At 73.5% G+C, this 17323-nt stretch carries 17 protein-coding genes and 1 riboswitch; of the genes, 7 read left to right on the forward strand and 10 right to left on the reverse strand.

The features are described 5' to 3' along the window. Positions 1-89: 89 nt before the first annotated feature. The 5 genes from CG747_RS47860 to CG747_RS09410 form a co-directional block, all read right to left on the reverse strand. On the reverse strand, positions 90-1181 hold the full coding sequence (locus CG747_RS47860) for a hypothetical protein (protein ID WP_257980297.1): 1092 nt from the start codon (positions 1179-1181) through the stop codon (positions 90-92). A 46-nt stretch (positions 1182-1227) separates the two neighbouring features. Further along, entirely contained in the window at positions 1228-2145 is a 918-nt protein-coding gene (gene metF / locus CG747_RS09395; protein ID WP_100601191.1) for a methylenetetrahydrofolate reductase [NAD(P)H], read from the reverse strand. Positions 2146-2289: 144 nt separating this feature from the next. After that, positions 2290-2940 (reverse strand): thiamine phosphate synthase, encoded by a 651-nt coding sequence (gene thiE / locus CG747_RS09400; RefSeq protein ID WP_100601192.1) that lies wholly within the window; start codon positions 2938-2940, stop codon positions 2290-2292. 110 nt (positions 2941-3050) lie between these two features. Then, positions 3051-3416: an Rv2175c family DNA-binding protein gene (locus CG747_RS09405; protein ID WP_100601193.1), complete on the reverse strand. Its 366-nt coding sequence runs from the start codon at positions 3414-3416 to the stop codon at positions 3051-3053. Between the two features lie 101 nt (positions 3417-3517). Then, the gene (locus tag CG747_RS09410) at positions 3518-4780 is read right to left on the reverse strand and encodes an NAD(P)/FAD-dependent oxidoreductase (protein ID WP_257980298.1); all 1263 of its coding nucleotides are present in this window, start codon (positions 4778-4780) and stop codon (positions 3518-3520) included. Between the two features lie 142 nt (positions 4781-4922). Then, positions 4923-5035: riboswitch (TPP riboswitch) on the forward strand. Between CG747_RS09410 and thiO the strand changes: the two genes are divergently transcribed. The 3 genes from thiO (at position 5033) to CG747_RS09425 (ending at position 7382) form a co-directional block, all read left to right on the forward strand. Then, on the forward strand, positions 5033-6265 hold the full coding sequence (gene thiO / locus CG747_RS09415) for a glycine oxidase ThiO (RefSeq protein ID WP_180985455.1): 1233 nt from the start codon (positions 5033-5035) through the stop codon (positions 6263-6265). (Overlaps the previous riboswitch by 3 nt.) A 65-nt stretch (positions 6266-6330) precedes the next feature. Then, positions 6331-6531 (forward strand): sulfur carrier protein ThiS, encoded by a 201-nt coding sequence (gene thiS / locus CG747_RS09420; RefSeq protein ID WP_100601196.1) that lies wholly within the window; start codon positions 6331-6333, stop codon positions 6529-6531. An 8-nt stretch (positions 6532-6539) separates the two neighbouring features. After that, a complete protein-coding gene (locus CG747_RS09425) occupies positions 6540-7382 on the forward strand; it encodes a thiazole synthase (RefSeq protein ID WP_100601273.1) in 843 nt (280 codons plus the stop codon). 33 nt (positions 7383-7415) lie between these two features. Here the strand turns inward: CG747_RS09425 and CG747_RS09430 are convergent, their stop codons facing one another. After that, positions 7416-7853, reverse strand: coding sequence for a MerR family transcriptional regulator (locus CG747_RS09430; RefSeq protein ID WP_100601197.1), 438 nt, complete (start codon positions 7851-7853; stop codon positions 7416-7418). Between the two features lie 195 nt (positions 7854-8048). On the opposite strand from CG747_RS09430, the gene pknB reads away from it, so the two are divergent. Next, positions 8049-10013, forward strand: coding sequence for a Stk1 family PASTA domain-containing Ser/Thr kinase (gene pknB / locus CG747_RS09435; RefSeq protein ID WP_257980300.1), 1965 nt, complete (start codon positions 8049-8051; stop codon positions 10011-10013). A gap of 52 nt (positions 10014-10065) precedes the next feature. Continuing rightward, on the forward strand, positions 10066-10965 hold the full coding sequence (locus CG747_RS09440) for a deoxyribonuclease IV (RefSeq protein ID WP_100601199.1): 900 nt from the start codon (positions 10066-10068) through the stop codon (positions 10963-10965). Between the two features lie 35 nt (positions 10966-11000). Here the strand turns inward: CG747_RS09440 and CG747_RS09445 are convergent, their stop codons facing one another. Next, positions 11001-11621 carry a sulfite oxidase-like oxidoreductase gene (locus tag CG747_RS09445; protein ID WP_100601200.1) on the reverse strand — a complete coding sequence of 207 codons (621 nt, stop codon included), beginning with the start codon at positions 11619-11621 and terminating at the stop codon, positions 11001-11003. Between the two features lie 155 nt (positions 11622-11776). Between CG747_RS09445 and bfr the strand changes: the two genes are divergently transcribed. Further along, positions 11777-12253, forward strand: coding sequence for a bacterioferritin (gene bfr / locus CG747_RS09450; RefSeq protein WP_100601201.1), 477 nt, complete (start codon positions 11777-11779; stop codon positions 12251-12253). 40 nt (positions 12254-12293) lie between these two features. Here bfr and CG747_RS09455 read toward each other — a convergent pair whose 3' ends face one another. Next, on the reverse strand, positions 12294-12611 hold the full coding sequence (locus CG747_RS09455; protein ID WP_100601202.1) for a bacterioferritin-associated ferredoxin: 318 nt from the start codon (positions 12609-12611) through the stop codon (positions 12294-12296). A 155-nt stretch (positions 12612-12766) separates the two neighbouring features. Further along, positions 12767-14110, reverse strand: a complete 1344-nt coding sequence (locus tag CG747_RS09460; protein WP_374701754.1) for a class II 3-deoxy-7-phosphoheptulonate synthase — start codon at positions 14108-14110, stop codon at positions 12767-12769. Positions 14111-14373: 263 nt separating this feature from the next. Here CG747_RS09460 and CG747_RS09465 point away from each other — a divergent pair, with 263 nt between their 5' ends. Continuing rightward, entirely contained in the window at positions 14374-16323 is a 1950-nt protein-coding gene (locus CG747_RS09465) for an anthranilate synthase family protein (RefSeq protein ID WP_100601204.1), read from the forward strand. Here the strand turns inward: CG747_RS09465 and CG747_RS09470 are convergent. Then, on the reverse strand, positions 16289-17305 hold the full coding sequence (locus CG747_RS09470) for a 2-hydroxyacid dehydrogenase (protein ID WP_100601205.1): 1017 nt from the start codon (positions 17303-17305) through the stop codon (positions 16289-16291). The genes CG747_RS09465 and CG747_RS09470 overlap by 35 nt on opposite strands. Positions 17306-17323 lie beyond the last annotated feature (18 nt).

Genomic DNA, 17323 nt, shown 5'->3' on the forward strand with positions numbered 1-17323 from the left:
CTCGACTCGGGCCGCGGCGGCGGGAGTTCACCAACCCCGCGGCCGAGTCACCCCCTCCTCAGGAGCCGCACCGCTCAGCAGCCCGCGGCTCAGTAGTGGTACCGCTGCTCGTCGTACCCCGGGTGCTGCGGGGGCGGGTAGGTCGGCTGCTCCGCCGGGTGCCCGGTCTCGCGCTGCTGCGGCACCCAGACGCCGTCGGGCGGGGTCTCGGGGTGGTACTCCTGCCCGTAGTGCTGCGCCGGCTGCCCGCCGAGGCCGTCGTAGTACTGCCCGGTCTGATACTGCCCCTGGCCGAACGGGTCGGGCTCCTCGTACGGGTCGTAGTGCGCGGCGTACTGCTGGGTGCCGATGTACGGGTCGGAGTAGGGCGCCTGCCCGCCGTGGTAGGCGCCCTGGTCGTAGGCGGGGTAGGGATCGGCGTAGCCGTCCTGGCCGGTGGTCGGGGCGTAACCCCCGCCGTAGCCCTGGCCGTTGCCGTCGCCGTCCGCGGTGGCGTTCCCGAAGACGTCGTACGAGGCGGGGGCGGCCAACGGGTCGGGGCGGGCGTCGGGGCTGTAGACGCCGTAGGCCCCGGTCTCGTCCGGCAGCGGCTGGGGCGCGTAGACGGTGGCGGCGTCCGGTTGGCCGTACTCGAAGAAGTCCGGGGCGGCGGCGGGCGGTTCACCGGGGCCGGGCGCGTCCGGCAGCGGCTGGTACGGGTCCGGGCTCCCGGCACCGTCCCCGCCGTGGCCGCCGTCCTCGCCATGGCCGCCGTAGCCGCCGTGGCCGCCGTCCTCGCCATGGCCGCCGTAGCCGCCGTGGCCGCCCGGCGGGGTCTCCGCGGCGGCGTCGGCGGCGGCCGGGGCCGTCTCCTCCGTCAGCCCGGAGACCTGGAGGTTCGGCCCGGCGGCGGGGGCGCGGGACGAGCGGGCGCGGCGCCGGCGGTTCGGCTTGGGCCGCCCGCCGATCGTCCAGCCCTCCTCGTAGCCGCGGCGGACGGAGAGCGTGACGAAGGTCTGCCCGATCGCGAAGGCGATGGCGCCCAGCGCGATCACGATGACCGACGGGATGAGCACGCCGGCCACCACGCAGAGGAAGCCGCACAGTGCCAGCAACCGCCAGCGCACCGGCGCCTTGTGCTGGAACAGGACCTCACCGAGCAGCCACAGAGCGACCAGGGCGAACGCAATGTAGAGGATCATCCAGCCCATATGCGCCCCTCTTCCGCCGGATGCCGGCCAAGCGTGGTCAGGGCCGCTGGTGCAGCCCCAGGTTCTCGTAGATTTCCAAGGTCGCCGTGGAGTGGTTCAGGGTGATGAAGTGCAACCCGGGCACGTCCTCGGCCATCAAGCGCGCACACAGGTCCGTCGCGTACTCGATGCCAATGGAGCGTACCGCCGCCGGGTCGTCCTTGACGGCGAGGATGCGCTCCGCGAGCTCCGGCGGGAAAGCGGCATTGCTGAGCTGCGCGAACCGCTCGATCTGGCGCACGTTGGTGACCGGCATGATCTCCGGAATGATCGGCGTGGGGCAACCCGCGGCGTCGACCCGGTCCCGCAGCCGGAAATAGTCCTCCGGGTAGAAGAACATCTGCGTGATCGCGAAGTCGGCGCCCGCGCGGCACTTGTCGACGAAGTGCCGGATGTCGGTGTCCCAGTCCGTCGAGCGCGGATGCATCTCGGGGAAGGCCGCCACGCCGACGCAGAAGTCGCCGGACTCCTTGATCAGCCGGACCAGGTCGGCGGCGTGGCCGATGCCGTCGGGGTGCCGGACCCACTCGCCCATCGGGTCGCCCGGCGGGTCGCCGCGCAGCGCGAGCATGTTGCGGATCCCGGCGTCGGCGTACTGGCCGATGATGTTGCGGAGCTCGGCGGTGGAGTGGTTGACCGCGGTCAGGTGGGCGACCGGGGTGAGAGTGGTGTCGGTGGCGATGCGCTCGGTGGCGCGGACCGTGCCGTCGCGGGAGGTACCGCCGGCGCCGTAGGTCACCGACACGAAGGTCGGGGCGACGGCCTCGATGCGGCGAATGGCGTTCCACAACGTCCGCTCGCCCTTCTCGGTCTTCGGGGCGGCGAACTCGAATGAATAGGATCGCTTGCCGGAAGCAAGCAGGTCGCGCACGGTTCGTGCGCGATCAGTCCTGGTGGAAGCTGTACCTAGGGCCATACGGGCAGGTTAACCACACCCCGGACGGACACCAACCGACATCGAGGTAATGCCTGGTTGATGCGGCTGCTGTCCAGTACGTGGACATCCCGCGGCCATCCCGTGGTCATCCGACGGTCTCCCGGCGGGCACCGGCCGGCCCCGTCAGGCGGACCAGCTCCGGATCCGCTTGGCCAGCTCCGCGGCCGCCGCACCCGGGTCGTCGGCCTCGGTGAGGGCACGGACCACCACCACCCGGCGGGCGCCGGCCGCCAGCACCTCGTCGAGGTTGCCGGCGTCGATCCCGCCGATGGCGAACCAGGGGCGCTCGGGGTTCCGTGCGGCGGCGTACCGGACCAGGTCCAGGCCGGGGGCGTGCCGGCCGGGCTTGGTCGGGGTCGGCCAGCAGGGGCCGGTGCAGAAGTAGTCGACGCCGGGCTCGGTGAGCGCGGCGTCCACCTCGGCCTCGGCGTGGGTGGAGCGGCCTATCAGCGGCTCCGGGCCGAGGAGGGCGCGGGCGGCCGGGACCGGCAGGTCCCCCTGGCCGAGGTGGAGCACCTCGGCGCCCGCGGCGTGGGCGACGTCCGCGCGGTCGTTCACCGCGAGCAGCTTGCCGTGCCGCCGGCAGGCGTCCGCGAAGACTTCCAGGTGGCGCAGCTCCTCGCCGGCCTCCAGGCCCTTGTCGCGCAGCTGGACGATGTCCACGCCCGAGGCCAGCACCGCGTCCAGGAACTGCGGGAGGTCGCCCTGGCGGGTGCGCGCGTCGGTGCACAGGTAGAGCCGGGCGTCGGACAGGGCCTGTCGAACGGTGGTCATCGGGCGGCTTCCCCCCTCGTCGGCGGCGTACGGACCGGCCGGGGCCGGTCCGTACGCCGCGTGGATGCGGTTGCGGATGCGTGGTGCGGTTGCTGCGGGACGCGGGTGCGTCAGACGGCCAGTGCCTGGGCCCGGCGCTTGACCTCCGTGCCGCGATTCTCGCGCAGCGCCTGCGCCGGGGTGCCGGGCAGGGTGTCATCCGCGGTGAAGAGCCACTCCAGCATCTCCTCGTCGGCGAAGCCGTCGTCCCGCAGGAGCGTCAGCGTGCCGACGAGTCCCTTGACGACCTTGCCGTCCTTGATGAATTCGGCGGGCACCTGGAGCACGCGGTTCTCGCCGCGGCGCACCGCGATGAGCTGGCCCTCCTTCACCAGCTGCCGCACGCGGGTCACCTCGATGTCGAGTTCTTCGGCGATGTCGGGGAGGGTGAGCCAGGCGGGGACGAGTCCATCGATGTTTGCGTCAATCTCGGTCACAGGACAAGCCTGCCACCTCCCACTGACAGCCGGTACCCGGGCATCGCCGTCGGGCGGCGCGTGCACACCGCCGGGTGAGCCCCGGGCGGCCGCGGACCGCGCTACCGGACCGCCGACTTGAGCGGAACGGTCGCGTCCGCCGCCCGTTCCCGGTCCAGCAGCGCACCGCGCTCGATGAGCCGGCGCCCCTGGGCCAGGTCCCGCGGGCGCCCCACCGCCAGCAGCGCGACCAGCCGCCCCGCCCCGTCGCCGGCGCCCGCACCGCGGAGCCACAGCACCGACCAGGCGGCACCGGCCGGATCGCCGCGCCAGACCAGTTCGTCGGCGTCCCCGTGGTGACCGGCGTACTGCACGAACCGCCCGAACTGCTCGGACCAGAAGTACGGCACCGGGTCGTAGACCGTGCCCTCCGCCGCGCCCTGGGCGATGTCCTCGGCCACCGTGCGGGGCCCCTGGAGGGCGTTGTCCCAGTGGTGGACCAGCAGCCGGGTGCCGTAACGGGCCGACGGGAAGGAGGCGCAGTCGCCGACCGCGTAGACGTCGGGGGCGGAGGTGCGCAGCCGCTCGTCGGCCAGGACCGAGCCGTCCGCGGGCGAGAGGGCGACGCCGGAGCCGGCCAGCCAGGCGGTGGCGGGCCGGGCACCGATCCCGACGACGACGGCGTCGGCGGGCAGGGTGGTGCCGTCGGCGAGGGTCACCGCGCCGGGGGTGACGGAGTCGACCCGCACGCCGGTGCGCAGGTCGGCCCCGGCGTCCGCGTACCAGCCGGTCATGTAGGCCGCGACCGCGGCGGGCAGGGCGCCGGCCAGCGGGTGGTCGGCGGCCTCGACGACGGTGACCTCGCAGCCCGCCTCGCGGGCGGCGGTGGCGAACTCCGCGCCGATCCAGCCGGCCCCCACCACCACGATCCGGTGCTGGGCGGCGAGCACCGGCCGCAGCCGCTCGGCGTCGTCCAGGGTGCGCAGCAGGTGGACGTCGGCCAGGCCCTCGCTGCCGGGCAGCCGGATCGGTTCGGCGCCGGTGGCGATGACCGCGTGGTCGTAGCGGATCGGGCCCTGGCCGGTCTCGACGACGTGCGCGTCCGGGCGCAGTGCGGTGACCGGACTGCCGAGGCGGAGGTCGATGCCGAGGCCGGCGAAGTCGATGTCGAACGCGGAGCCGTCGGCCTTGCCGAGCAGCACCGCCTTGGACAGCGGGGGGCGGTCGTAAGGCTGGTGGGGCTCGTCGCCGAGGAGCGTGATCGCTCCCCGCCAGCCTTGTTCGCGCAGGGCCACGGCGGTCTGCACACCCGCCATCCCCGCGCCGACGATCACCACGCGCGGCGTGCGGTCAGGGTCCTGGGGAGACTTGCTCTGCTCGCTCACCCGCTCACTCTAGGACGGCGGACGACGCGGCCCGCAGCAGCGCGCAAGGAGATCTCTGACACAGCGTCACGCGCCGTGCCGACCGGGTCCGGTCCGGCGGCGCTCCCTTACGGCGCGTCGCGGCCCGTATTAGGGTGGCGCCTGACGCACTCGCGGGAGCCCGGACGCACCGGGCTGAGAGGGAGGCTGGCCGGCCTCCGACCGTACGAACCTGATCCGGGTCATGCCGGCGAAGGGAGGGGCTGGACGCCCATGCATCCATCCACCACACCAACGGACCCGTCGCGGCCCGCGGGCCGGCACCCCGATGTGCTGGTCGTCGGCGGCGGCATCATCGGGCTGGTCACCGCCTGGCGGGCGGCCGGCCGCGGACTGCGGGTCGCGGTGGCGGACCCTGCGCCCGGCGGCGGCGCGGCGGCCGTCGCGGCCGGCATGCTGGCCGCCGTCACCGAACTGCACTACGGCGAGGAGACCCTGCTGGGGCTCAACCTGGCCTCGGCGCACCGGTATCCGCGCTTCACGGAGGAACTGGAGGAGGCGAGCGGACAGCGGATCGGCTACCGGCGGTGCGGCACCCTGGCCGTCGCGCTGGACGCCGACGACCGCGCCCACCTGAGGGAGCTGCACGCCCTCCAGGTCCGCTCGGGCCTGGACTCGCAGTGGCTGAACGGGCGCGAATGCCGCCGACTGGAGCCGATGCTCGCCCCCGGGGTGCGCGGCGGCCTCCGGGTGGACGGCGACCACCAGGTCGACCCGCGGCGGCTGGCGGACGCCCTGCTGGCCGCCTGCGAGCGGGCCGGGGTGGTCTTCCACCGGACGTCGGCGGAGCGCCTGACGACCGCCGGCGGGCGCGCCGCGGGCGCCGAACTCGCCGACGGGACACGGCTGGCGGCCGGTCAGGTCGTCCTGGCCGGGGGCAGCCACAGCGGCCGGCTGGCCGGGGTCCCGGAGGCGGTGCGGCCACCGGTGCGGCCCGTCAAGGGACAGGTGCTGCGGCTGCGGCTGCCGGCCCCGCCCCCGGGGGGCCGGGCGTTCCTCTCCCGCACCGTACGGGCCGTCGTCCGGGGCAATCCCGTCTACCTCGTGCCCCGCGAGAGCGGTGAACTGGTCCTCGGCGCCACCAGCGAGGAGCTGGGCTGGGACACCACGGTCACCGCGGGCGGCGTCTACGAACTGCTGCGGGACGCCCACGAGCTGGTCCCGGGCATCACCGAACTGCCGCTGACCGAGAGCCGCGCCGGGCTGCGTCCCGGCTCCCCCGACAACGCGCCGCTGCTCGGGCCGACCGAGCTGCCCGGCCTCCACCTGGCCACCGGCCACTTCCGCAACGGCGTGCTGCTGACGCCGGTCACCGGTGACGTGATGGCCGAGGTGCTGGCCACCGGAACCGTCCCGGAAGAGGCCCGCCCCTTCTCCCCCGCGCGCTTCTCCCCCACCACCCGGGGGGCAGCGTGCGCCCGCGCCCTTGAGGAGCAGCCCGTATGAGCGCCCCAGGTACCCCCAGCAGCCCCGTTGGTCCCGATGCCTCCGATGTCCCCGAGGGCGCCGAGGTGTCCGTCTCGGTCAACGGGGCGGCCCGCCGGATCCCGGCCGGGCTGACCCTCGACCGGCTGGTCGCCACGCTGTCCCGGGCGTCGGCCGGGGTGGCCGCCGCGGTCAACGAGACCGTGGTGCCGCGCACCCAGTGGTCCACCACCGCGCTCGGCGACGGCGACCGCGTCGAAGTGCTCACCGCCGTGCAGGGAGGCTGATCATGGCCATGGCCGACACCGCAGTGGAGCGGGGGACCGCCCCGGCGGCACCCGCCACCGACGCCGACCCGCTGACCATCGCCGGCACCTCGTTCCGGTCCCGGCTCATCATGGGCACCGGCGGCGCGCCCAGCCTCGGCGTCCTGGAGCGCGCGCTGCTGGCCTCCGGGACGCAGCTGACGACGGTCGCCATGCGGCGGCTGGACCCGACCGTGCAGGGCTCGGTGCTGTCCGTGCTGCAGCGGAACGGGATCCGGGTGCTGCCGAACACCGCCGGCTGCTTCACCGCGGGCGAGGCGGTGCTCACCGCCCGGCTCGCCCGGGAGGCGCTCGGCACCGACTGGGTCAAGCTGGAGGTCGTCGCCGACGAGCGGACCCTGCTGCCCGACCCGGTGGAGCTGCTGGACGCCGCCGAGACCCTTGTGGACGACGGCTTCACCGTGCTCCCGTACACCAACGACGACCCCGTCCTGGCCCGGAAGCTGGAGGACGTGGGCTGCGCGGCGATCATGCCGCTCGGTTCGCCGATCGGCTCCGGCCTCGGGATTCGCAACCCGCACAACTTCCAGCTGATCACCGAGCGCGCGGGCGTCCCGGTCGTCCTGGACGCGGGCGCGGGCACCGCCTCGGACGCCGCGCTCGCCATGGAGCTGGGCTGCGCGGCGGTGATGCTGGCGTCGGCGGTGACCCGGGCGCAGGAGCCGGAGCTGATGGCGGCGGCGATGCGGCATGCGGTGGAGGCGGGCCGGCTGGCCCACCGCGCGGGCCGGATCCCGCGCCGCCACTTCGCGCTGGCGTCCTCGCCCACCGACGGCGTCGCGGAGCTGGACCCGGAGCGGCCGGCCTTCTAGGCGCCGCGGGAGCGGGGGGGGCGGGCAGCGGGCTCAGGCCGGCCCGGCGGCCGCCCCCACCCGGTCCGCCGCCCCGACCCCGTCCGCGAACTCCGGCGGGGCGGTGAACTCCGAGGGGGCGGCGGTGATCACCTCGTCGAGCAGGTCCCGGGAGGCCATCAGGGCCTCGATGGAGCCGGTGAGCCGGGCGCGCTCCCGGTGGAGCTCGCCGACCAGCTGCGGGCACGTGGGCACCAGCCGGCCGTCGTCGTCGCGCAGACAGGGCAGCACCTGCGCGATGGTGGCGGTGTTCAGCCCGGAGGTCAGCAGCGTGCGGATCCGGCGGACCTGGGCGACGTCGGCCTCCTGGTAGAGGCGGTAGCCGGCGCTCGTCCGCCGGGGGCTGAGCAGCCCCTGCTCCTCGTAGTAGCGCAGCAGCCGCTCGGTGGTGCCGGTCCGCCGGGCCAGCGCGCCGATCTGGAGCGTCGTCATCGGGTCCCCCTCTGGTGCCGTGTGGCGTCGCGGCCGCGGGCGCCACCCCCTCGTGCGACTACGGCCGGGCCCGGATTATTCCGCGCCGGGCCCCGGCCGCGCCGTCCGCCCCCTTGTCACGGTTCCGCTGCGGTCCCCGGCGGGGATGGCCGGGGGCGTCCGGTGTGTCGGTGCGGGCTCGTAGACTCGTCTGCCGTGGATACGACGTTGCAGGACCCTCTCGTGGGCCGGCTGCTCGACGGTCGCTATCGCGTCGAGGGGCGCATCGCCGCCGGGGGCATGGCCACCGTCTACCGGGCCGTGGACACCCGGCTGGACCGCGTGCTCGCCCTGAAGGTGATGCACCCGAGCCTGGCCGTGGACGAGGCGTTCGTCGACCGCTTCATCCGCGAGGCCAAGTCCGTCGCCCGGCTCTCGCACCCGAACGTGGTCGGCGTCTTCGACCAGGGCACCGACGGCACCTACGTCTATCTGGCGATGGAGTACGTCGCCGGCTGCACCCTGCGCGACGTGCTGCGCGAGCGCGGCGCCCTCCAGCCGCGGGCCGCGCTGGACATCCTGGAGCCGATCCTGGCCGCGCTGGGGGCCGCGCACCGCGCCGGGCTGGTGCACCGCGACATGAAGCCGGAGAACGTCCTGATCGGCGACGACGGCCGGGTCAAGGTCGCCGACTTCGGCCTGGTGCGCGCGGTGGACACGCACACCACCGCCTCCACCGGCTCGGTCCTGGGCACGGTCTCGTACCTCGCCCCCGAGCAGATGGAGCACGGCACCGCGGACGCCCGGGTCGACGTCTACGCCTGCGGCGTGGTGCTCTACGAGATGCTCACCGGCGGCAAGCCGCACACCGGCGGCTCCGCGGCGCAGATCCTCTACAGCCATCTGCACGACGACGTCACCCCGCCCTCCGAGCTGGTGCCGGGCCTGGCGTCCGAGCTGGACGAGCTGGTCGTGGCGGCCACCGCCCGCGCCCCCGAGCAGCGCCCGCAGGACGCGGTGGCACTGCTCGCCCGGGCCCGCTCGGCCCGCACGCGACTGACCGACGCCCAGCTCGACCTCGTCCCGCCGCAGGCCAAGGAGCCGTCGGACGACGACGAGCGGACCGACGTGATACCGCGCCCGGCGGGCGTACAGCTGGCGCTGCCCGTCGAGGACCAGGCGGAGCTGAACCGCACCAGCGTTCTGGAGGTGCCGCCGGCGGACGCCGCGCCGGCGGACGGCCGGACCACCCGGTTGCGGCCGCCGCCCGCGGCACCGGCCGACGGGCGGGTCCGGCGGCGCCGGACCGCCACCATCGTGGCGGCCGTGCTGCTGGTCCTGGGCCTCGGCACCGGCGTCTGGTACATCAACGTCGGCCAGTTCACCCGCGTCCCGGCGGTGCTGGACATGTCCCAGACCGAGGCGCAGCAGGCGCTGCACGACGCGGGGCTGCGGATCAAGGTGGAGCGCGGCTTCAGCGCCAACGTCCGACGCGGCCACGTGATGGCGACGGAGCCGGAGACCGGCCTGCGGATCCGCGGCAACGGCACGGTCACCCTGGTCGTCTCGCGCGGCCCGGAGAAGGTCACCGTCCCCGACCTGGCCGGCACCCCGCTCGCCGACGCCCGGCGCAAGCTGCGTGACCTGGGCCTGGTGCCGGGCACCGAGACCCGGGCGTTCAGCGACGAGGTCGCCAAGGGGTCGGTGATCCGTACGGACCCGGCGGCGGGCAGCACCCGGCGGCCGGACACCGCGGTGGCGCTCACCGTCAGCCGCGGCGCGCCGGCGGACGTGCCGAACGTGGTCGGTTCGGCGCGCGAGGACGCCGCGGCGGCCCTGCGGCAGGCCGGCTTCCGCGTCCAGTTCGCCGACCAGCCGGTCTTCGCGCCGCAGGACAAGGACGCGGTGGCCCGCCAGTCGCCCGGCGCGGGGACCACGCTGGGCAAGGGCGACACGGTGACCCTGACGCTCTCCAAGGGGCCGGAGATGGTCACCGTCCCGGACGTCGGCGGCAAGAACACCGCGGACGCCACCAAGGCGCTGACCGATCTCGGCTTCGAGGTCACGGTGGACAAGCCGTTCCTGTTCCCGCAGGACAAGGTCGCGTCCCAGTCGGTCGCGGCCGGTGACAAGGCGCCCAAGGGCAGCACGATCACCATCCGGTTGAAGGGCGCGCTGTAGCCCGTCCCAGGTGCCCTGCGGACGGCCGCCGGGCACCTGGCACCCTGGGAGGGTGAGTACTCCCCTGTCCCCCGAGGGCGCCGCGCAGCGCGCCCGCGCACGCAATCCGGTCGGCGGCCATGTGCCGGTGGCCGGCGGCCTGGCCAAGGTCGGCCTGCCGTACGCCCGGCAGATCGGCTGCGAGGCCGTCCAGGTCTTCGTCGCCAATCCGCGCGGCTGGGCGACCCCGCCCGGCAGTCCCGAGCAGGACGCGGCGTTCCGCGCGGCGTGCGCCGAGGAGGGCATCCCCGCCTACGTGCACGCGCCGTACCTGATCAACTTCGGGTCGCACACCGCGGCGACGGTCGAGAAGTCCGTGCTGTCGCTGCGCCACTCGCTGCGTCGCGGCCGGGACATCGGCGCCCTCGGGGTGGTCGTGCACACCGGCTCGGCGACCGGCGGGCGCCCGCGGGAGGCGGCATTGGCGCAGGTCAGGGCGGAGATGCGGCCGCTGTTGGACGAGCTGACGCGGGACGACGACCCCTGGCTGCTGCTGGAGCCCACGGCCGGCCAGGGCGCCTCGCTGTGCTCGCTGGCGGAGGACCTGGGGCCGTACTTCGACGCGCTGGACCACCATCCGCGGCTCGGGGTGTGCCTGGACACCTGCCACGCGTTCGCGGCCGGGCACGACATGGCGGCGCCGGGCGGCACGAAGGCGCTGCTGGACGAGCTGGTGGAGGTCACCGGCGAGGGCCGGCTGAAGCTGATCCACGCCAACGACTCCAAGGACGTGGTCGGCGCGCACAAGGACCGGCACGCGAACATCGGCGCCGGCCACATCGGTGCGGAACCGTTCGCCGAGCTGTTCGCCCACCCCGCGACCGACGGCGTCCCGCTGGTCATCGAGACCCCGGGCGGCGAGGAGGGCCATGCCGCGGACGTGGCGCGGCTGAAGGAGCTGCGGGTGTCCTGAGCGGGCACCGGACCGGCGGGCGGCCCGGACGGACTCTAGAGTTCCGGGCCCTCGCCCGGCTGCTCCTGGTAGGAGTAGCGCTGCTCCTGCCAGGGGTCGCCGAGGTTGTGGTAGCCGCGCTCCTCCCAGAAGCCGCGGCGGTCGGCGGTCATGTACTCGATGCCGCGGACCCACTTGGGGCCCTTCCAGGCGTAGAGGTGCGGCACGACGAGCCGGACCGGGAAGCCGTGTTCGGCGGTGAGCAGTTCGCCGGAGCGGTGGGTGGCGAAGAGGCAGTTCTCCGCGCCGAAGTCGGCGAGCTTGAGGTTCGAGCTGAAGCCGTACTCGGCCCACACCATCACGTGGGTGGCCTCGGGCGCGGGCGGCGCCAGCTCCAGGAGGGTCCGGGTCAGCACGCCGCCCCATTCGGCACCGAGCATGCTGAACTTGGTGACGCAGTGCATATCGGCGACGACGGTGGTGTACGGCAGGGCCGTGAACTCCTCGTGCGTCCAGCAGTGCTTGGCGCCGTCGGCGGTGGCGCCGAAGACCCGGAACTCCCAGCGCTCGGGGCGGAACTTCGGGACCGGTCCGTAGTGCGTCACCGGCCAGCCACGCTGCAGCCGCTGTCCCGGAGGCAGCACAGGCTCCTCTTCGCGACTCTCCGGCTGACCCATGCCTCCATGGTGTCAGACCCCGAAGGGTGCCGATGACCAGGGTGGTACGGAATCGGGCAACTGGTACTAAGTGTGAACTTACTGGACGGCCCGCTCGGCGCGGTGCGAGGATGCGCGGCACCTGCCCAGAACTCGCGTGAAAGGGGCCCGCAGACATGCAGGGCGACCCCGAGGTCATCGAATTCCTCAACGAGCAGCTGACCGCCGAGCTGACCGCGATCAACCAGTACTTCCTGCACTCCAAGATGCAGGAGAACTTCGGCTGGCCGAAGCTCGCGAAGTACACCCGCGCCGAGTCCTTCGACGAGATGAAGCACGCGGAGGTGCTGACCGACCGCATCCTCTTCCTGGAGGCACTGCCGAACTACCAGCGGCTGTTCCACGTCCGCGTCGGCCAGACCCTCACCGAGATGTTCCAGGCCGACCGACAGGTCGAGGTGGAGGCCATCGACCGGCTCAAGCGCGGCGTCGAGGTCATGCGCGCCAAGGGGGACATCACCTCGGCCAACATCTTCGAGGACATCCTCGCCGACGAGGAACACCACATCGACTACCTCGACACCCAGCTGGAACTGGTCGAGAAGCTCGGGGAAGCGCTCTATATCGCCCAGCTGATCGAGCAGCCGAGCTGACGGCCCGGCGCGGTGCGCACCGGCGGGGTGCCCCGGGGGGCTACGCGGCCGCCCGGAGGTCCGCGGGCCCCGGTGCGGCCGCCTCCGCGGCCAGCGGCCCGGATGCCGCACCCAGCGCGTCGGGCTCCTGGCTCCACGGCTCGGACTCCGGCCGCAGCGCGTCGGGGACGCCACTGTCGATCAGCTCGCGACGGGGGCACGCACCGCGACCCAGCAGCGCCTGGATGCGGCGGACGCAGCCGCCGCAGTCGGTGCCGGCCTTGCAGGCGGAGGCGACCTGGCGGGGCGTGCAGGCACCCCGGTCCGCGTGCTCGCGGACCTGCTGCTCGGTGATGCCGAAGCAGGAGCAGACGTACACGCGGGTTCACCTCCGTAAGCGCGCCTCGCTCCGATCCCGGTGATCGACAGTGAGGTAACCCTTACCTTACCCGGGACCGCGGGCGGGCAACAATGCACGGCAACGCAGTGGGGCGCGGATCACAGGATCCGCGCCCCACTCGTCTCGCGCCGCTGTTACTGGTCGCGGTACATCTCCGCCACCAGGAAGGCCAGGTCCAGCGACTGGCTGCGGTTCAGCCGCGGGTCGCAGGCCGTCTCGTAGCGCTGGTGCAGATCGTCGACGAAGATCTCGTCGCCGCCGCCCACGCACTCGGTGACGTCGTCACCGGTCAGCTCGACGTGGATGCCGCCCGGGTGCGTGCCGAGGCTCTTGTGGACCTCGAAGAAGCCCTTGACCTCGTCCAGCACGTCGTCGAAGCGACGGGTCTTGTGACCCGAGGCCGCCTCGAAGGTGTTGCCGTGCATCGGGTCGCAGATCCACACGACCTGGGCACCGGAGGCGGTGACCTTCTCCACCAGGTCGGACAGCTTCTCGCGGATCTTGTCCGCGCCCATCCGGGTGATGAAGGTCAGCCGGCCCGGCTCGCGGTTCGGGTCGAGCCGGTCGATGAGGGTGAGCGCGTCCTCAGGGGTCGTCGTCGGGCCGAGCTTGACGCCGATCGGGTTGCGGATCCGGGAGGCGAACTCGATGTGCGCGCCGTCCAGTTGACGGGTGCGCTCACCGATCCAGACCATGTGGCCGGAGACGTCGTAGAGGTTCCCGGTGCGGGAGTCCACGCGGGTCAGCGCCGACTCGTAGTCCAGGATCAGCGCCTCGTGCGAGGAGTAGAACTCCACGGTCCGGAACTCCTCCGGGTCCACCCCGCAGGCGTTCATGAAGTTCATCGCCCGGTCGATCTCGCGGGCCAGCGCCTCGTACCGCTGGCCGGAGGGCGAGGACTTCACGAAGTCCTGGTTCCAGGCGTGCACCTGGCGCAGGTCGGCGTAGCCGCCGGTGGTGAAGGCGCGCACCAGGTTGAGGGTGGCCGCGGAGGCGTTGTACATCCGCTTGAGCCGCTGCGGGTCCGGGATGCGGGCCGCCTCGGTGAACTCGAAGCCGTTGACGGAGTCGCCGCGGTAGGTCGGCAGGGTCACCCCGTCGCGGGTCTCGGTCGGCTTGGAGCGCGGCTTGCTGTACTGGCCGGCGATCCGTCCGACCTTGACCACCGGGACGGACCCGGCGTACGTCAGCACGGCGCCCATCTGGAGGAGCGTCTTGAGCTTGTTGCGGATGTGCTCGGCGGAGACGGCGTCGAAGGCCTCCGCGCAGTCGCCGCCCTGAAGCAGGAACGCCTCGCCTCGGGCGACCGCGCCCAGGCGCTCGCGCAGCTGGTCGCACTCGCCCGCGAAGACGAGCGGCGGATAGGACTCGAGCTCCGCGATCACATCGCGCAGAGCCTCTTGGTCCGGCCAGTCAGGCTGCTGCGCCGCGGGCAGGTCTCGCCAGGTGTTGCCACCGGCGTGGGTTTCAGCGTTCACGGTCACACACACCACATTACGGGGTCCCGGAGGGGTGTCCGTCCGCCATCCGGACTGTGAGACGCCGCCGCGGCCGGGGTCCGGTAGGGTGCCCGACATGCACACGCGACCGATCATGAACATGAACTGGTGGTGGACCGCCCAGCCGGCGGCCCACTGATTCGCGTACGCATCCACAGACCGCGAAGGCCGCCCGAGGGGCGGCCTTCGGTGTTCCCGCGGCCGTTCCCTCCACACCGGCAACACTCCCGGAAGGAACCGCCATGCACCCCGAGCCCCAGACCCGGCCCACCGCCGCCGCGCTGGTCCAGCGGCTGCTCGACCCCGCCTGCCCGCCGTTCGCCCTGCTCCGCCGCCGCGCCCCCGGCCGGGACGGCGGCACGGTCGAGGTGCTGATCGGCGAGGTGACCGAGGTCGAGCGGCTGGCCGACATCCCGCTCGGCGACGGGGCGCCCGGCGCGCCGGTGACCGACGCGCTGGCCCTGATCCCGTTCCGGCAGATCCGCGAACGCGGCTTCCGGGCGCACGACGACGGCACCCCGTTGGCCGTACTGCGCCCGGCCGAGTGCCACGAGCTGCCGCTGGACGCGCTGCTGGCGGCGCTCCCGACGCACGACGTCCGGGTGGAGGCCGGGGCGTTCGACGTGACGGACGCGGCCTACGCGGAGATCGTCGACCGGGTGGTGCGGGAGGAGATCGGCACCGGTGAGGGCGCCAACTTCGTCATCCGCCGGACCTTCGAGGGCGAGATCCCCGACTTCTCGGCGGCCGACGCGCTGGCGCTGTTCCGACGGCTGCTGGCCGGTGAGCGCGGGGCGTACTGGACGTTCGTGGTGCACCGGCCGGGAGTGCGCACGCTGGTCGGCGCCAGCCCGGAGGTGCACGTCCGGATGGCCGGCGGCACCGTCGTGATGAACCCCATCAGCGGGACCTACCGCTACCCCGCCGAGGGGCCCAGCGCGGAGAGCCTGCTGGCGTTCCTCGGCGACCGCAAGGAGGTCGAGGAACTGTCCATGGTGGTGGACGAGGAACTGAAGATGATGTGCACCGTCGGCGACCAGGGCGGGGTGGTGGTCGGGCCCCGGCTCAAGGAGATGGCGCACCTCGCGCACACCGAGTACGAGTTGCGCGGCCGCTCCACCCTGGACGTGCGGGAGGTCCTCAAGGAGACGATGTTCGCGGCGACGGTGACCGGGTCGCCGGTGCAGAACGCCTGCCGGGTCATCGAACGGCACGAGCCGGTCGGCCCGGACGGGCGCGGCCGCGGCTACTACGCGGGCGCGCTGGCGCTGATCGGCCGGGACGCGAGCGGGTCGCAGACGCTGGACTCCCCGATCCTGATCCGCACCGCGGACATCTCCGGTGAGGGCGGCCGGCTGCGGGTGCCGGTCGGCGCCACCCTGGTGCGCGCCTCCGACCCGTCCGCCGAGGTCGCCGAGACGCACGCCAAGGCGGCCGGCGTGCTCACCGCGCTGGGGGTCCGGCCGGCGCCGGTGCGGGCCGCGGCCGGGCCGGCGCCGCGGCTGGCCGACGATCCGCGGGTGCGGGCCGCGCTGGACGCCCGCCGCGCCGACCTGGCCCCGTTCTGGCTGCGGATGCAGACCACCGCACCGGTCGCCGGGCTGCACGGCCACGCCCTGGTGATCGACGCCGAGGACACCTTCACCGCGATGCTGGCGCACCTGCTGCGCACCTCGGGGCTGACGGTGACGGTCCGCCGCTACGACGAGCCGGGGCTGCGCGCGACCGCCCTGGCGCACCAGGGGCCGGTGGTGCTGGGCCCCGGACCGGGCAATCCGTCCGACCCCGCCGACCCCAAGATGCGCTTCCTGCGCGCGCTCACCGCCGAACTGGTGGCGGGCCACCGTCACGGCCTGCTGGGGGTCTGCCTCGGCCACGAACTCCTCGCCGCGGAGCTGGGGTTGGAGATCGTGCGCAAGGACGTGCCGTTCCAGGGCGCCCAGGAGCGGATCGACTTCTTCGGCCGGACCGAGACGGTGGGCTTCTACAACACCTTCACGGCCCGCTGCGACGACCGGACCGCCGCCGAACTCGCCATGCACCGCGTCGAGTTGAGCCGGAACGAGACCACCGGCGAGGTCCATGCGCTGCGCGGCCCGGGCTTCGCCGGGGTGCAGTTCCACCCCGAGTCGGTGCTGACCCTGGACGGTGCGGCGGTCACCGCGCAGCTGCTGGCAGCTGTCCTCGTGTGACCAGCATGTGCCCGTTGGTGCGGCCGGCCAGGTGGTCCTCGACGTTGACCACGGTGGTCTCGACGATCTGGCCGACCGCCTCCTGGGTGAAGTACGCCTGGTGCGAGGTGACCAGCACGTTCGCGAAGGTCATCAGCCGGGCCAGGGTGTCGTCGCTGATGACGTCCAGGGACTTGTCGTAGAAGAACAGGCCGGCCTCCTCCTCGTAGACGTCCAGGCCGACGCCGGTGAGCCGGCCGGTCTTGAGCGTCTCGACCAGGGCCGCGGTGTCGATCAGCCCGCCGCGGCTGGAGTTCACCAGGATCGCGTCGTCCTTCATGGCGGCGAGCGCGGCGGCGTCGACCAGGTGCCGGGTGTCGTCGGTCAGCGGGACGTGCAGGGTGACCAGGTCCGCCTCGGCGAACAGCCGCTCCCGGGGGACGTAGCGCATGCCCAGCGCCAGGCACTCCGGGCTCTCGACGAGGTCCCAGCCGAGCAGCTGCATCCCGAAGCCGCGGGCGATCCGGGTGAACGCGGTGCCGATCTTGCCGGTGCCGAGCACCCCGGCCGTCCGGCCGTACAGGTCCCGGCCCATCAGGCCGTCCAGCCGGAAGTCGAAGTTCCGGGTGCGGTTGGCGGCCGGGACCAGCCGCCGGTTCACGGCCAGCGCCAGCATCCAGGCGAACTCCGCGACCGCGTGCGGCGAGTACGCGGAGACCCGGCCGATGGTCATGCCGAGATCGGCCGCGGCCTCCAGGTCGATGTTGTTGAAGCCGGTGGAGCGCTGGGCGACCATCTTGGTGCCGCCGGCGGCGAGGGCCTGCAGCACCTCGGCCGTCAGGTCGTCGTTGACGCTGGTGGACACGACCTCGTAGCCGTGCGCGATGGGGGCGGTGTCGCGGTTGAGGAAGACGTCCAGGGCGCGGACCTGGTGGCGGCCGGCGAACGCCTTCTCCAGGATCGGCCGCTCGTCCGTCTGCACGCCGAAGGCGACGATCTCCACGTTCCCTCCCGGTTCTCC

This window comes from Streptomyces sp. CB02959 (genome assembly GCF_002803155.1).
GTDB lineage: Bacteria > Actinomycetota > Actinomycetes > Streptomycetales > Streptomycetaceae > Streptomyces.

Excerpts from the sequence above, each read along its gene's own strand:
- CG747_RS47860 (WP_257980297.1), bottom strand. The coding sequence starts at position 1,181 with ATGATCCTCTACATTGCGTTCGCCCTGGTCGCTCTGTGGCTGCTCGGT.
- metF (WP_100601191.1), bottom strand. The coding sequence starts at position 2,145 with ATGGCCCTAGGTACAGCTTCCACCAGGACTGATCGCGCACGAACCGTG.
- thiE (WP_100601192.1), bottom strand. The coding sequence starts at position 2,940 with ATGACCACCGTTCGACAGGCCCTGTCCGACGCCCGGCTCTACCTGTGC.
- thiO (WP_180985455.1), top strand. The coding sequence starts at position 5,033 with ATGCATCCATCCACCACACCAACGGACCCGTCGCGGCCCGCGGGCCGG.
- CG747_RS09425 (WP_100601273.1), top strand. The coding sequence starts at position 6,540 with ATGGCCGACACCGCAGTGGAGCGGGGGACCGCCCCGGCGGCACCCGCC.
- CG747_RS09430 (WP_100601197.1), bottom strand. The coding sequence starts at position 7,853 with ATGACGACGCTCCAGATCGGCGCGCTGGCCCGGCGGACCGGCACCACC.
- CG747_RS09445 (WP_100601200.1), bottom strand. The coding sequence starts at position 11,621 with ATGGGTCAGCCGGAGAGTCGCGAAGAGGAGCCTGTGCTGCCTCCGGGA.
- bfr (WP_100601201.1), top strand. The coding sequence starts at position 11,777 with ATGCAGGGCGACCCCGAGGTCATCGAATTCCTCAACGAGCAGCTGACC.
- CG747_RS09465 (WP_100601204.1), top strand. The coding sequence starts at position 14,374 with ATGCACCCCGAGCCCCAGACCCGGCCCACCGCCGCCGCGCTGGTCCAG.